General features: G+C 73.0%; 14 protein-coding genes. 8 read left to right on the top strand and 6 right to left on the bottom strand.

Going from position 1 to position 14,357, the window contains the following annotated elements; genetic code table 11:
* Positions 1-304: 304 nt before the first annotated feature.
* From LV78_RS37755 to LV78_RS37775, 5 genes are all read left to right on the top strand, one after another.
* Positions 305-1,441 (top strand): Gfo/Idh/MocA family protein, encoded by a 1,137-nt coding sequence (locus LV78_RS37755; protein WP_253851005.1) that lies wholly within the window; start codon positions 305-307, stop codon positions 1,439-1,441.
* A 53-nt stretch (positions 1,442-1,494) separates the two neighbouring features.
* Complete coding sequence (locus LV78_RS37760) at positions 1,495-2,499, top strand: sugar phosphate isomerase/epimerase family protein (protein WP_253851006.1); 1,005 nt, start codon at positions 1,495-1,497, stop codon at positions 2,497-2,499.
* Between the two features lie 98 nt (positions 2,500-2,597).
* Positions 2,598-3,839: a D-arabinono-1,4-lactone oxidase gene (locus LV78_RS37765; RefSeq protein WP_253851007.1), complete on the top strand. Its 1,242-nt coding sequence runs from the start codon at positions 2,598-2,600 to the stop codon at positions 3,837-3,839.
* Positions 3,840-4,339: 500 nt separating this feature from the next.
* Positions 4,340-5,512, top strand: coding sequence for an MFS transporter (locus LV78_RS37770; RefSeq protein WP_253851008.1), 1,173 nt, complete (start codon positions 4,340-4,342; stop codon positions 5,510-5,512).
* Between the two features lie 200 nt (positions 5,513-5,712).
* The gene (locus LV78_RS37775; RefSeq protein WP_253851009.1) at positions 5,713-6,300 is read left to right on the top strand and encodes a TetR family transcriptional regulator; all 588 of its coding nucleotides are present in this window, start codon (positions 5,713-5,715) and stop codon (positions 6,298-6,300) included.
* A gap of 140 nt (positions 6,301-6,440) precedes the next feature.
* Here LV78_RS37775 and LV78_RS37780 read toward each other — a convergent pair whose 3' ends face one another.
* Entirely contained in the window at positions 6,441-6,623 is a 183-nt protein-coding gene (locus LV78_RS37780; protein WP_041836710.1) for a hypothetical protein, read from the bottom strand.
* Positions 6,624-6,861: 238 nt separating this feature from the next.
* On the opposite strand from LV78_RS37780, the gene LV78_RS37785 reads away from it, so the two are divergent.
* The 3 genes from LV78_RS37785 to LV78_RS37795 all read left to right on the top strand — a co-directional run bounded on the left by LV78_RS37785 (position 6,862) and on the right by LV78_RS37795 (position 8,127).
* Positions 6,862-7,218, top strand: a complete 357-nt coding sequence (locus LV78_RS37785) for an STAS domain-containing protein (RefSeq protein WP_253851010.1) — start codon at positions 6,862-6,864, stop codon at positions 7,216-7,218.
* A 71-nt stretch (positions 7,219-7,289) separates the two neighbouring features.
* Positions 7,290-7,934, top strand: coding sequence for a HemK2/MTQ2 family protein methyltransferase (locus LV78_RS37790; RefSeq protein ID WP_253851011.1), 645 nt, complete (start codon positions 7,290-7,292; stop codon positions 7,932-7,934).
* Positions 7,918-8,127: a CDGSH iron-sulfur domain-containing protein gene (locus LV78_RS37795; RefSeq protein WP_253851012.1), complete on the top strand. Its 210-nt coding sequence runs from the start codon at positions 7,918-7,920 to the stop codon at positions 8,125-8,127. The genes LV78_RS37790 and LV78_RS37795 overlap by 17 nt, the downstream gene beginning before the upstream one ends.
* A gap of 102 nt (positions 8,128-8,229) precedes the next feature.
* Here the strand turns inward: LV78_RS37795 and LV78_RS37800 are convergent, their stop codons facing one another.
* The 5 genes from LV78_RS37800 to LV78_RS37820 all read right to left on the bottom strand — a co-directional run bounded on the left by LV78_RS37800 (position 8,230) and on the right by LV78_RS37820 (position 14,356).
* Positions 8,230-9,345, bottom strand: coding sequence for an iron-containing redox enzyme family protein (locus LV78_RS37800; protein ID WP_253851013.1), 1,116 nt, complete (start codon positions 9,343-9,345; stop codon positions 8,230-8,232).
* Between the two features lie 621 nt (positions 9,346-9,966).
* Positions 9,967-11,043 (bottom strand): carboxylate-amine ligase, encoded by a 1,077-nt coding sequence (locus LV78_RS37805; protein WP_308208801.1) that lies wholly within the window; start codon positions 11,041-11,043, stop codon positions 9,967-9,969.
* A 286-nt stretch (positions 11,044-11,329) separates the two neighbouring features.
* Positions 11,330-12,367: an LLM class flavin-dependent oxidoreductase gene (locus tag LV78_RS37810; RefSeq protein WP_253851014.1), complete on the bottom strand. Its 1,038-nt coding sequence runs from the start codon at positions 12,365-12,367 to the stop codon at positions 11,330-11,332.
* 19 nt (positions 12,368-12,386) lie between these two features.
* Positions 12,387-14,036 carry a sensor histidine kinase gene (locus tag LV78_RS37815; protein ID WP_253851015.1) on the bottom strand — a complete coding sequence of 550 codons (1,650 nt, stop codon included), beginning with the start codon at positions 14,034-14,036 and terminating at the stop codon, positions 12,387-12,389.
* A gap of 26 nt (positions 14,037-14,062) precedes the next feature.
* On the bottom strand, positions 14,063-14,356 hold the full coding sequence (locus tag LV78_RS37820; protein WP_253851016.1) for a hypothetical protein: 294 nt from the start codon (positions 14,354-14,356) through the stop codon (positions 14,063-14,065).
* Position 14,357 lies beyond the last annotated feature (1 nt).

Here is a 14,357-nt window from a genome sequence, read left to right on the forward strand (position 1 = left end):
TGCGGCGGCGTCTTGACACCTGCGCTCGGGCTTCGCCAGGCCACACGGAGAAGAGGGACGCGGGAGTGGGGCTGCGTGGGCTCGCTGCGCTCGCCCCGCAGCCCGCGAGGAGGTCATCTCTCGTTGGTCGTTGGTCGTTGGGCGTTGGTCGTTGCGCTTTGGGGGACTTTTGTCGAGAATCAGCAAAAGTTGGGGGAGCTTACTGCGGCATCTGGCCTAATCTGGGGTGGCGGTCGTGTGAGTTGGCCCCTTTTGGGCTGGTTCGGTCTGGTTCGGGCTTGTTTGGGCTGGGTGAGAGGTGGCGATGACGCGATCGGGTGAGCGGATCGGCGTTGGGTTGGTTGGGCACGCGTTCATGGGGGCGGTGCACTCTCAGGCGTGGCGGACTGTTGGGCACTTCTTTGACGTGCCGCTTGTGCCTGACCTGGCCGTGTTGTGCGGGCGGGACGCCTTGCGCACCCGTGCCTCTGCTGACAAGTACGGGTGGCGTGAGGTCGAGACGGACTGGCGGGCGCTTGTCGCTCGGGACGACATCGGGATCGTGGACGTCTGCACGCCTGGGGACAGTCATGCGGACATCGCCATCGCTGCGCTTGAGGCCGGCAAGCACGTGTTGTGCGAGAAGCCGTTGGCCAACAGCGTTGACGAGGCCGAGCGGATGGTTGCCGCTGCTGAGCGGGCTGCCGCGCGTGGGGTGAAGGCGATGGTGGCCTTCAACTACCGGCGGGTTCCGGCGCTCGCGTTGGCGCGCAAGCTGGTCGCCGACGGGGAGATCGGGGAGGTGCGGCACGTTCGGGCCGTGTACCTCCAGGACTGGCTGTCCGACGCCGAGTCGCCCATGACGTGGCGGTTGCGCAAGGAGACCGCCGGGTCCGGGGCGCTCGGGGACCTCGGGGCGCACATCGTGGACGCGGCGCAGTTCGTCACGGGTGGGCTGGTCACCGGGGTTTCCGCGCTCACCGAGACCTTCGTGACGGAGCGGCCGGACGAGCGCGGGGGGCGGGATCAGGTCACCGTCGACGACGCGGCGCTGTTCCTCGCCCGGTTCGACAACGGGGCTGTCGGCACGTTCGAGGCCACTCGGTACGCGCTCGGGCGCAAGAACGCCATGCGGATCGAGGTCAACGGGTCCAAGGGGAGCCTCGCGTTCGACTTCGAGTCCATGAACGAGCTGTCCGTCTTCACCGACTCGGGGCCCGACTCCGGGTTCCGGCGGGTCCTGGTCACCGAGCCCGGTCACCCCTACCTGGAGGGGTGGTGGCCGCCGGGGCACCTGCTCGGGTACGAGCACACCTTCACGCACGAGGTCGCCGACCTGCTCTCCGCCATCGGGACCGGCGTCGACCCGCACCCCAGCTTCGCGGACGGGCTGCGCGTGCAGCGGGTCCTCGACGCCGTCCAGACCAGCGCGGGCTCCGGCTCCGCCTGGACCGCGATCTGACCGTCCCCGGCAAGCCGTCTGACAACGCCGACAGAACGGAACGGAACACCACGATGAGCCGACCCGTCACGCTGTTCACCGGCCAGTGGGCCGACCTGCCCTTCGAGGAGGTCTGCCGCCTGGCGTCGAGCTGGGGGTACGACGGCCTGGAGATCGCCTGCTCCGGCGACCACTTCGAGGTCGACAAGGCGCTCGCCGACGACGACTACGTCCCGGCCAAGCTGGCGGTGCTGGAGAAGCACGGGCTGAAGGTCTGGGCCATCTCCAACCACCTGGTCGGGCAGGCCATCTGCGACGACCCGATCGACGAGCGCCACAAGGCGATCATCCCCGCCTCGGTGTGGGGCGACGGCGACCCGGAGGGCGTGCGGCAGCGCGCCGCCGCGCACATGGCCGACGCCGCCCGCGCCGCCGCGAAGCTGGGCGTGGACACCGTCGTCGGGTTCACCGGGTCGAAGATCTGGAAGTACGTGGCGATGTTCCCGCCGGTCTCGCAGGCGGTCATCGACGACGGCTACCAGGACTTCGCCGACCGGTGGAACCCGATCCTGGACGTGTTCGACGAGGTGGGCGTGCGGTTCGCGCACGAGGTTCACCCGTCCGAGATCGCCTACGACTACTGGACCACCAAGCGCGCTCTGGACGCCCTGGGCAACCGCCCGGCGTTCGGCATCAACTGGGACCCGTCGCACTTCGTGTGGCAGGACCTGGACCCGGTCGGCTTCATCCTGGACTTCGCAGACCGGATCTACCACGTGGACTGCAAGGACACGAAGAAGCGCTTCGACGGCCGCAACGGCCGCCTCGGCTCGCACCTGGCGTGGGCCGACCCCCGGCGCGGCTGGGACTTCGTGTCCACCGGCCACGGCGACGTGCCGTGGGAGGAGTGCTTCCGCGCGCTCAACGCGATCGGCTACAGCGGCCCGATCTCGGTCGAGTGGGAGGACGCGGGCATGGACCGCCTGCGCGGCGCGGAGGAAGCGGTGACCTACATCCGCAAGCACCTCTTCGACCCGCCCGCGGCCGCCTTCGACGCGGCCTTCTCCGTCAAGGAGTGACCTGGGCCCACCGGGTGTGATGCGCCCGTCCCGCTTCCCTGCGGGACGGGCGTTCCGGTAGCTCCCCCAACCGGGTTAAAGTCCGCTCGGGAGGCACGATGACGCGCACCAACTGGGCCAAGAACCTGACCTTCTCCGCGCAGGAGATCAGCGTTCCCGAGACGGTCGAGCAGGTCCAGGAGGTGGTGGCGCGCTCGCGCGCGGTCCACGTCGTGGGCACCGGCCACTCCTTCAGCCCGATCGCCGACACCACCGGAACCCTGATCACCCTGGAGCGGATGCCGGAGCAGTTCGAGCTGACCGGCTCCACGGCGCGGGTGTCGGCCGGGATGCGCCTGGCGAGACTGGCCGAACTGCTGCACGCGAGCGGCGCGGCCCTCCCGACCATGCCGTCCCTGCCGCACATCACCCTGGCGGGCACCTGCACCACCGCTACCCACGGCTCCGGCAACACCGTCCCGTCCTTGGCGAGCACCGTGCGCGCGATCGAACTGGTCGGCCCCGACGGCACCCTCCGCAGGGTCGAGCGCGGCACCCCCGACTTCAACGGCTCCGTGGTGGCTCTGGGCGCCCTGGGCGTGGCGGTCACCCTGGAGATCGACGTGGAGCCCACGTTCGAGGTGGAGCAGCGCGTCCACCGCGACGTCCCCTGGGCCACCCTGACCGACCACTTCGACGCCCTCTACGGCTCCGCCTACAGCGTCAGCTCCTTCACCCAGTACCGGGGCACCGCCGAGGTCTGGGTCAAGCGCCGCCTGGACGCCCCGCAGCCGGACCTGTCCTGGCTGGGCGGCCACGAGTCCACCGAACCCCGCCACCCGGTCCCAGGCCAACCCGCCCACCACTGCACCGCCCAACTGGGCGAGCCGGGCCCCTGGCACGAACGCCTCCCGCACTTCCGCGCAGCCTTCACCCCGAGCGTGGGCACCGAACTCCAGTCCGAGTTCTTCGTGGCCAGGGAGCACGCGTCCCCCGCACTCCAAGCCCTGACCACCCTCGCGAACGACTTCGCCCCGATCCTGCTCACCTCCGAGATCCGCACGGTAGACGCGGACGAGCAGTGGCTGAGCCCAGTGCACGACCGCCCCAGCGTCGCCTTCCACTTCACCTGGCGACAGGAGGCGGAGGCAGTAGCGGCCGTGGCGAACAAGATCGAGCACGCCCTGGCCCCATTCACCCCAAGGCCCCACTGGGGCAAGGTCTTCACCCTGGACCGCACCACCCTGGCCTCCCGCTACCCCCGCTGGACGGACTTCGCAGCCCTCCTGAACCGCACCGATCCCCAGGGCAAGTTCCGCAACACCACCATCAACACCTGGTTCCCCCAACCGCCAGCATGACCGCCAGCACCACCATGGCCACCACGACCACCACCACCTAAGCCGACGGGCACGCAGCCTGACCGCTTCGCAGCCTGACCACTTCGCAGGCTGATCGCCTCGCGGGCTGCGGGGCGAGCGCAGCGAGCCCGCAGCCGCCCAATCCCGCGTCCCTCGTCTCCGTTTGGCCTGGCGAAGCCCGAGCGCGCTCGTCAAGATGCCGCCGCACCGCCACGGCAGACCGGGGTGTCATACGGCGTCTTGACGAGTGTGCTTGCCTGAAAGGAGGCCAAACGGAGACGAGGGACCCGGACCACCGCAGTGGTAAACCGGACCACTGCCGGAAGCGCCACCGGCCGGCAGAGCCCTTCCCCCTCGTTTTTGGAGGTCTGCCCCGCTGGCGAGGCGAGCTCTTCAGCTCTTGATCTTCACACCCAACTCCCACACCACCCCGCCCCACCCAACTCCCGCCCCACCAAGTCGCGGTACCCACCCCACCACCCCACCGCCACGATCGAACGGTGATCACCACGTTCGCCGTGCTGTCCAACCGGGACCTGCGCCTGCTCTGGCTCTCCCGCGCGGTCAGCTCCCTGGGCGCCTGGCTGGTGGTGGTCGCCATCCCAGCCCACGTCTACGCCGAAACCGGCTCGACCACCGCGACCGGCCTCGTCGTCGCGGCCCAGTACCTACCCCCCGTGCTGCTGGGCCCTCTGGCGGGCGCCCTGGCCGACCGCCTCGACCGCCGCCACGTCATGGTCGCCTCGGACCTCCTCCGAGCCGCAGCCATCGCCGTCCTCCTGCTCTCCGACGAGTTCTGGCTGGTCTACCCGGTCATGGTGGTGGAGAGCGCGGGCACCGTCCTCTTCCGCCCCGCAGCCCAGGCCCACATCCCCACCGTCGTGGGCACCGGCCCGTCCCTGACCGCCGCGAACGCCCTGACCGCCCTGACCGACGGCGCCATGCGCCTCATCGGCCCATCCCTGGGCGCGGCACTGCTCTTCACCGCCGGCTACCAAGCCCTCATCGCCGCCGACGTCCTCAGCTACCTCCTCTCCGCCGTCCTGATCGCCAAAACCACCCGCCACCCCCGCCCCCGTTCCACCCACACCCGGATCTCAGCGGGCGCCGTCTTCCTCCGCGACAACCCCGCCCCCCGCGCGCTCGTCCTCTCCCTGACCCTCTTCTTCGCCGGGAACGCCGCCCTGAGCGCGCTCGTCGTCCCCTTCTCCGTCACCGACCTGGGCGGCGAGGTCCACGCGGGCCTGGTCATGTCCGCCTTGGGCGCGGGCTCCCTCCTGGGCGCCCCCTTGGTCACCCCGCTGATGAACCGGCTCCCCGCCCACCTCCTCCTGGCCGCCTCCCTCCTCGGCGTGGCACTCGGCTTCGTCCTCCTCTTCTCCTCCGCCACCCTCCCCCCGGCCCTGACCGCAGCCGCCCTGACCGGCGCCGCAGGCACCCTCGCCCTCACCTCCGCCCACACCGCCCTGCAACGAGCCACCCCCACCGACCTCCTGGGCCGGGTCACCGCGGTCCTCCTCATGGCCGAAGCAGCCGCGACCCTCTCCGGCGCGGTGATCGGCCCCGTAGCGGCCGGGTCCCCAGGCGGCTCGACCCTCGCCGTGGCCTGGGCCGCAGCCGCCCTCACCACCCTCGCCGCCGCGACAGCCCTGCGCGGCAACCGCTACGCGTGACCCGCACCCCCGCACCCCGTGCCCTCACACCTGGCGTCCCCGCGCCCCCCGCACCCGGCGCTCCCACCCCCTCTGCACACCTGCCACTTGCACACCGTGCAAAGGGTCACGTGGCAAAGGACCACCCCCAAAGGGTCTACAGTGCACGCCATGCCAGCGCCGCTGATCAAGCCGCCGCTCCCGCACCACGGGGCAGCCGCGTGACGGGCCTGAGGGAGCGCCGCCGCCGCTCGACGCGCAAGGACATCTCCAAGGCCGCCGCGGAACTGGTCCTGGAACGCGGCCTGGCCGACGTCACCGTCGAGGAGATCGCCCACCGCGCGGGCGTCTCACCCCGGACCTTCTTCAACTACTTCCCCAGCAAGCGCTCCGCCGTCATCCCCGGCCCGGAACCGCTCCCCGCCGACCTGGTCGAGGCGTTCGTCGCCGACCGGGACCGCCCGGTGCTCGACGGCCTCGTCGCCCTCTTCTCCGACGAGCGCGTGCTCACCGACACCGAGCGCGCCGACCTGCGCACCGCGCAGGAGCTGGTGACCCGTCACCCCGAGCTGATCCCGGTGCTGCACGAGCGGATGGCCGACTTCGAGCGCGTCGTCGTCGAGGCGGTCGCGCGGCGCCTGGAAGCGCCGTCCGGCGACTGCCGCCCCGAGGTCGCCGCCGCCGTGCTCGGCGTGCTGCTGCGGGTGGCCATGACGCGAGGTCTCGACGACCCGACCCGCCAGTGCGTGGTCGGCGCCGAGTTCCAGGCCGACCTGGCCCAGGCGTTCGCCGCCCTGCGCGCCCTCTGAAAAACCCTTTCCCCCCGCTCGATCCGGTCACGCTTCGCGTTCGCGCGCCCCGTTCCGGTCGCGCTGCGTTCCGCCCCGACCGTCCTTTCCGGAGACCCGTGCGCCCACGTTCGGTGCGCGCACTCCCCGTCCGGTCGCTTTCAGTTCGCCGACGGGGCGCGCGCGGCGGTGGTGAGCCTCCGCCGCACCGATCCCCGGTCCCGCACCGCGAGCGCGTTGTCGGCGGCGCAGACCACCAGCAGGAAACCCGTCAGCGCGGGCAGCACCACCCCACCGTCCACTGCCGACCAGCAGGTCATCGTCATCCACAGCAGCAGTCTCATAATCCGCATCGTAGGGAGACCTGGATCACATCGGTATTCATTTGGGGCAAGCTTGATGTTTTCGCGAGAATGCCCTGGCAAATCGATTAGCCATTCCGGGTGACCTGGAAGTCGCGCCCCGCCACACCCGAACGCGGCAACCTCCTTGCCCGGCGGCGATCTCGGGTTAGGCTCGTGACCGAGCAGCAGGCGCCTCCTCAGGGCCGCTGCAATTCCCCGCGTGGTGAGGAGGCGAGCGGTGAGGGACCTCGACGAGGAGATGAGCGTCCACTCGCGGGAGTGCGGTGGCGCGGTGGTGCTCAAGGTCAGCGGTGAGGTCGACCAGCTCACGGTCGAACCGCTGCACCGCGAGCTGCTGGCCGCGCTCGCCCGCGTGCGCCCGCCGGAACCGGTGGTGGTCGACCTGACCGAGGTCGGGTTCTTCGGTTCGGCCGGGCTGAACGAGCTGGTCACCGGGCACCTCCAGGCCGAACTGCTCGGCACCAGGCTCGCCGTGGTCGCCCGGCACCGGGAAGTCCTGCGCCCGCTCGCCATCAGCGGCCTCGACGAGCAGCTGGACGTGCACCCGACGCTCCAGGCGGCGCTGGGGGCCTGACCGCCCCCCGACCGGGTGCCCGGTTGGCCCCGGTCCGTTTGGGCCGCTCCCGCGCGGGAACCACACCCCCCGTGCTGCTGCTGAGACCACCGGGCGTGTACCGCCCGCAGGAGGACACCGAACTCCTGGCCCGTTCACTGGCCGAGGCCGGTGTCCCGCGCGGGGCGACCGTGCTCGACGCGTGCACCGGCACCGGTGCGCTGGCGGTCGCCGCCGCGCGCGCCGGGGCGGGCGAGGTGACCGCCGTCGACCGGAGCCGCCGCGCGGTGGCGACCGCGTTCGTGAACTGCCTGCTGCACGGGGTTCCCGTGCGGGTGCGGCACGGGGACTTCTCGTCCGTGGGCGGGCGCTACGACGTGGTGTGCTCCAACCCGCCCTACGTGCCCGCGCCTGGCCCGCCCGAACCGACCGGGGCCGCGCGGGCGTGGGACGCCGGGGCGGACGGTCGCGCGGTGCTGGACCGGTTGTGCTCGGCGCTGCCGTCGCTGCTCGCGCCCGGCGGGTTCGGGCTCGTCGTGCACTCCGCGCTGTGCGGGGTGGAGCGGACGCTGCGGCAGCTGCGCGACGGCGGGCTGGGCGCCGAGGTGGTGGCGTGGCGGGACGTCGGCTTCGGGCCGGTGCTGCGCTCGCGCGCCCGGTGGCTGGAGGGGCGCAGGATGATCGCGCCGGGGCAGCGGCACGAGAGGCTGGTGGTGGTCCGTGCCGACGCCCCGTGAACCCCGTCGGGTGGTGGTGAGCCGGGAGGGGCCGGTGCTGGTGGAGGGGCCGGTGGAGGTGGTGGTCGAGGGCGGGGAGGTGGTGCGGTCGGACCGAGTGGTGGTCGCGCTGTGCGCGTGCAGGCGGAGCCGGAGCTACCCGTTCTGCGACACGAGCCACCGGAAGCGGGTGAAGCGGGAGGACGGGGGGTAGGGGAGCGGCTGGCGCGCGGAGCAGGGCGACGGCTGGTGCGCGCGGGCCGAGTTCCCCGGCCGGAGGATTGGCAGGCGGCGACGCCAAGCCGCGGTGGCTCGCTCAGCCCTGTACCTGCCCCTGCTCCTTCCCCTTCTCCTTCTCCTGCTCCTGCCCGTGCGCCTGCTCCCGTCCCCGCCCGTGGGCCGAGCTCTCACCGCGCGCCCACGCGCCCAGCACGTGCTCGCCGTACCGCCCCTCCACGAGTTCCGTCGCCCGCACGCCCAGCACCACGTCCGGGGTCAGCTCGGGTTCCCGGCGCAGCAGGTCACCGATCACGTCGTGCCGAACCACCTGCTCGTGCACCGCGTCGGCCTCGACGTGCTCGGTGAAGAACTCGACGCAGTCCGGGTGCGCCCCCATCCGCTCCAGCGCCGCCGCCATGCGCTTCGCGCTCGGGGCGGTGGTGATCTCGGCCGCCGCGAAGTGCCCGACCAGGGCCCCGCGCAGCGAGCGGCGCAGCCCGAACGCCGACATCAGGTTCACCACGGCCAGCATCGGCGCGGGCGCGCTGTTCTGGTGGGCGAGGTACGCGCGGGACAGCCCGGCCCCGGTGAGCAACCGCCCGTACAGCTCCGAGTGCATCCGCTCCGGCCGTCCGCCGCCGAACTCGTCGAACTCCACCGCGACCAGTGCCGCCTTGGCACGCCCGGTCAACCTGGGGATCACCCACGCGTGGGGATCAGCCTCTTTCAGGTGATACACGGACCGGTGAGCCAAGTGCTCCTGCATCTGCCACCACCGCCCGTCGGCCTTGAGGTGGTGGCTGATGCCGCTGCCGTCGACGGGTTCGACGAGAAGCTCGCCGATGACCTCGTCCACCGGGGGCGAACCGGGCAGCTCGTCCCGCACCGCCCCGAGGAACCGCCGCTCCAGCTCCCCGCGCAACCCCAGCAGGCGGGTGTCCCACTCCAGGTCGGGGTCGACGCCCGCGAACCCCCGGTAGTGCAGCTCGTAGAGGGTGTGGAGGGCGAGCTGGAGGTCGTCGCCCCACGGATCGGGGTCACCGGCAGCGGCGGGCGGAGGTGGCGCGCCGTCGCGCAGGGCGGCCACCACCCCCTCGGACAACGACCCGCGCGGCAGGGGCAGCGGAGGGCTCACCACCTGCTCGGCGAGGGGCCGCTCACCGGAGGCCTGCGAGGGCACCGCACCGGCCACGACCGCACCACGAACGCTCATGGCCGAGGGCTACCCCGGTGGGGGTCGGATACACGGGGGCGGTGGCGGGTGGCTGGCAGGCGGTGGTTCGGGCGGGGGGTGACTCGGGGCGGCTTTGACCGGTGGGGCGGGCTCGGCACGGAGACGGTGGGCCTGCGGGAGGCGAGTGGTCGGGCTGGCAGGCGGGCTGGCGGGTGGACGGGCAGGCGGGCAGGCGGGCAGGCGGGCAGGCGAGCGGGTGAACGGACGGCAAGGTGGTGGACAGGCAGGCGGCAAGGCGGTCGGCGGCTGGCGGGCAGGCGGGTGGACGGACGGGCGCGTGGACGGACGGCAAGGTGGTGGGTGGGCAGGCGGCGAGGCAGTGAACAGGCAGGCGGCAAGGCGGCGGTAAGGCGGCGATCGGGCAGGCGGGCGGCGATTGGGATGGCGGCTTGGAGCGGCGGCTGGCAGGAGGTTCGGCTGGTGGGGCGGGCGCTGATGTCGCCGGGGAGTGCCCAGACTCGGGCGTGGGCGTGGGCGTGGGCGTGGGCGCGGGCTCGGGGTCTGTGGCGGGCGTGGGTGTGGGTTTGCTGTCGGGGGCGTTGGTCCGGTGTTGTGGCAGGCCCGCGATCCCGCCAGTGCTCCAGCGAACGGTCCGTTCGCTCAACTTCCCGATGCGGTGAAAACCTCCGCCAGCGCCCGTACCGCCCCCGTCGCCCCACCACCCGCCCCGCGTTGCAGCGCCGCGCCCGACCGGCCGTGCAGGGCCAGGTCCGTCACCCACCCCGCGTCCGCCCCCAGCGCCTCCCGGACGTGGGCCAGCAGCGCGCGCACCAGCCCCTCCGCCCGCACCGCCCGCCCCGTCACCGGGTCCACGCCCCACCCCGCCGTCCCGTGCCGGGCCGCCGACCACAGGGCCGCCGCCAGCACCGCCTGCTCGTGGTCCCCCGCCTCCTCGCCCCTCTCCAGCGCGGCCAGCGCCGTGTCCACCAGCGCCCTGGTCAGCACCGCCTGCACCACCGCGCCCTCGGCCGTGGCCGCCGTGTCCGCCGCGCGGACCTCCACGGTCGGGTACTTCGGGGACAGCCTCGCCAGCCAGAACGTCATCGTCGCGTCCACCAGCACCCCCGCCCCCACCGCCGCGTCCACCAGCCGGTCGTGGCGCGCCGCCGTGCGCAGCACGGGCTGGACCCCCCACCCTGGGAACGACGACTGCCGCACCGCCCGCCAGCTGCCGTGCCCGGTGTCCTCACCCCGGTCGAACGGCGAGTTCACCGACAGCGCCAGCAACGTCGGCAACCACGGCCGCAGGTGGTCCAGCACCGCCACCCCGGTGTCCCGGTCCGGCACGCCGACGTGCACGTGGCAACCGCAGCACTGGTAGTCCGCCAACTGCGCCCGGTAGAGGTCGGTGATCCCCCGGTAGCGCGAACCGCGCGTCACCGGGACCCGGTTGAACAGGGGCGGGTTCCCGGTGGCCACCGGGCGGACGCCCGCCCGGTCCGCCGCGTCCGCGATCGCCGCCCGGCCCGCCCGCAGCTGGGCGCGCAGCTCCGGAACGCTCCGGCACACCCCGGTGGCGAACTCCACCTGGCTGGACAGCAGCTCCGGCTGGGCCAGCGCCCCCGGAGGCAGGTCGCGGACACCCGCCAGCACCTCGGGGGCGCTCGCGGTGGGCAGCCACGTCTCCGGGGAGACCAGCAGGTACTCCTCCTCGACGCCGAACGTCGTCGCGGTCACGTCACCCTGTTCCCTCACCGGAACGGTGGAAACCGCTTGCGCGGAGCGGAAGTGCTCGGCGCAAGCCCCACGGGCGGGGGACACCCGAGAGGACGGCGGTCGCCGGTGCCGTCACAGCAGGCGACCGGTGACCACCCGCCCCGCGACCGGCCACCCCAGCGACCGACCGACCTCAGCGACCAGCCACCCCAGCGGCCAGCCACCCCCGCAGCCGACCACCCCAGCAGCCGACCGACCTCAGCGACCGGCTACTCCAGCGCCCCGCCACCCCATCGCCCCGCCACCCTCAGCCCTCCGAAGCCAGCAGCTCCCGCACCCTCGGGATCACCTTCGTCCCGTACAGCTCCACCGCCGCCATCATCCGCTCGTGCGGCAGCGTCCCGTTCGAGTACTTCAGGTCGAACCGCTGCACCCCCAGCACCGACACCGTCTTCGCGATCCGCCGCGCCACCGTCTCCGGCGACCCCACGTGCAGCGCCCCGAACGCCGCGTCGTCCTCGAACCGATCCCGCGTCACCGGCGGCCACCCGCGCTCGCGGCCGATCCGGTCGTGCACCGCCCGCCAGTGCGGCCACAGCACCTCGCGCGCCTCCTCGTCCGTGTCCGCCACGAAACCGGGGCAGTGCACCGCCACCGGCAGCCGCTCGCGCCCCAGCTCGTCCAGCGCCCGGTGGTACAGCTGCACGAACGGCGCGAAGCGCTCCGGCTCCCCGCCGATGATGGCGAGCACCATCGGGAACCCGCCGCTCGCCGCCCGCACCACCGAGTTCGGGCTGCCCCCGACGCCGACCCAGGCGCGCATCCGCCCGCCCTCGGTCTTCGGGTACACGTGCTGCTCCTCCAGCCCGGCCCGCACGGTCCCGCTCCACGACACCGGACCCTCGTCCAGCAGCCGCGCCATCAGCTCCAGCTTCTCCGCGAACAACCGCTCGTAGTCCGCCAGGTCGTACCCGAACAGCGGGAACGACTCGGTGAACGACCCCCGCCCCAGCGTGATCTCCGCGCGCCCGTTCGACAGCGCGTCCAGCGTCGCGAACCGCTCGAACACCCGCACCGGGTCGTCCGAGCTGAGCACGGTCACCGCGCTGCCCAGCGCGATCCGCTCGGTGCGCGCCGCGATCGCCGCCAGCACCACCTCCGGCGCCGACACGGCGAAGTCGTCCCGGTGGTGCTCGCCAACCCCGAACGCGTCCACGCCGACCCGGTCCGCGAGCACGGCCTGCTCGACCACGTCCCGGATCACCCGGCCGTGCGGCAGCTTCACACCATCGGCGCCAACGGTCACGTCCCCGAACGTGTCCAGACCCAGTTCCACGGTCGTCATGCCGGCGGACAATACGTTCTCATCCGGGCGAACCTCCGATCGGGAGCGTCAGCTCCACCGTCGTCCCCCTGCCCTCGGCGGCCCGCACCCGGATGTTCCCGCCGTGCAGAGCCATGATCTGGCGGCAGATCGACAACCCCAGCCCGCTGCCGGGCACCCCCGTCGAGTTGCCCGCCCGCCGGAACACGTCGAACAGGTCAGGCAGGTCCGCCGCCGGGATGCCGATCCCGGTGTCGCTCACCGTGATCAACCACCCGGTCGGGTCCACCCGCGCCGTCACCCGCACGCTGCCCCCGGCCGGGGTGAACTTCAGCGCGTTGCCGATCACGTTGTCCAGCACCTGCGACAGCCGCACCGCGTCGCCGCGCACCTTCGGCCCGTCCACCGGCTCCACCACCAGCTCGATGCCCGCGTTCTCCGCCGGGTTCGCGTGGTCGTGCTCCGCCTCCGCGAGCAGCCCGGCCACGTCCACCTCAGCCAGCGACAGCGGCAACCGGTGGCTCTCCAACCGGGACAGCAGCAGCAGGTCGTCCACCAGCCGCACCAACCGCGCCGTGTTCCGGCGGATCACCTCCAGGTGCGCCAGGTGCTCCGGGTTCAGCGGCCCCGCGCCCGGCATCATCTCCGCGAACGCCAGCACGGCGGTCAGCGGCGTGCGCAGCTCGTGCGACACCGTCGCCACGAACCGGCCCTTCACTGCCGCCGCCTCGGCCAGCACCCGGTTGCTCTCCTCCAGCTCCACCCGCGCCGCCGTGTCCGCCGTGACGTCCCGGAAGTGCCAGAACCGCCCCAGCTCGGCCGCAGGCCCCAGCGGCACCAGGTCGCCGACCACGATCCGCCCGTCGCGCAGCACCAGCCGCACGTCCCGGTGCCCCCACTCGGACGACGCCAGCTCCGCGAGCCGCGCCGCCGTCGCCACCGGCTCCGCGCTCACCGCGCCCAGCGCCGCCGTGAAGTCCGCCACCGGCATCCCGTTCCACGGCCGGTCGCCGAACACCGCCGTGAACGCCGGGTTGTGCAGGAACACCCGCTCCCGGTCGTCCACCGCCACCGCGCCAGCCAACCGCAGCACCACCTGCTGCAACCGCCCGCGCTCGGCGCGGGCCTCCTCCTCGGCGATCCGCCGCGCGGTCACGTCCCGGCAGTGCGCCACGACCACCCCCGCCCCGGTGTCGAGCAGGTTCAGCATCCCCACCGCCAGCACCACCCAGTGCCCGGCCGCGTGCCGGACCCGCAGGTCCAGCTCCACCTGCCGGTGCGGCGAGGTCAGCAGCCGCCGGTACTCGCCGCGCACGCGAGGCAGGTCGTCCGGGTGCACCAGCGCGGTGAACCGCTCCATCGTCGGCGGCCCCGCAGCCATGCCCAGCAGGTCCCGCACCGCGTCCGGGTCGAAGTCGGTCCCGCCCCGCGCGTCCACCAGCACCACCAGCGAGCGCTCCGGGGCCGGGGCGCCCGCCGCGTGCCTGGGCTCGCGGGCCTGCTCGACGCGCAGGGCGTCGAGCAGGCCCAGCGCCTGCTTGAGCACGTTGTTCCCGTCGGGCAGCAGCCCGCACAGCTCCACCACCCGCGCCCGCGCCTCGGACGCGCCCGTGCTGTGGGTGGCCAGGTCGGCGGCCACGCCGAACAGGTCCCGCAGCACCGGGGTGAGCGCCGCCGAGGCGTGGTCCATGTCGCGCCAGCCTAGGAGTCGGCAGTTCAGTCCGCCGTGGACTGACCTGATCGGGTGGACGCGCCGTCACCGGCGCCCTTGCCCTGGAGCTCCAGGTCGACGCGCTCCGCGTGGGCCATGACCACCGCGTGGATCGAGCGGTCCGGCTCGTACTTGCGGAAGACCGCCCTGGGGATCGCCAGCAGGACCGCGGCGACCGGAACGGTGATCAGGAACCGGATCAGCGCGTCCAGCGGGTCCACGCTGCCGGTCACGAACGCGCCCCACATCGCGGGTGCGCTCAGCACGCCCGCCAGCAGCATCGTCGAGTAGCGCAGCACG

Origin of the sequence: Actinosynnema pretiosum, from assembly GCF_024171695.1 — a bacterium.
In the GTDB taxonomy this organism is placed as follows: Bacteria; Actinomycetota; Actinomycetes; order Mycobacteriales; family Pseudonocardiaceae; genus Actinosynnema; species Actinosynnema pretiosum.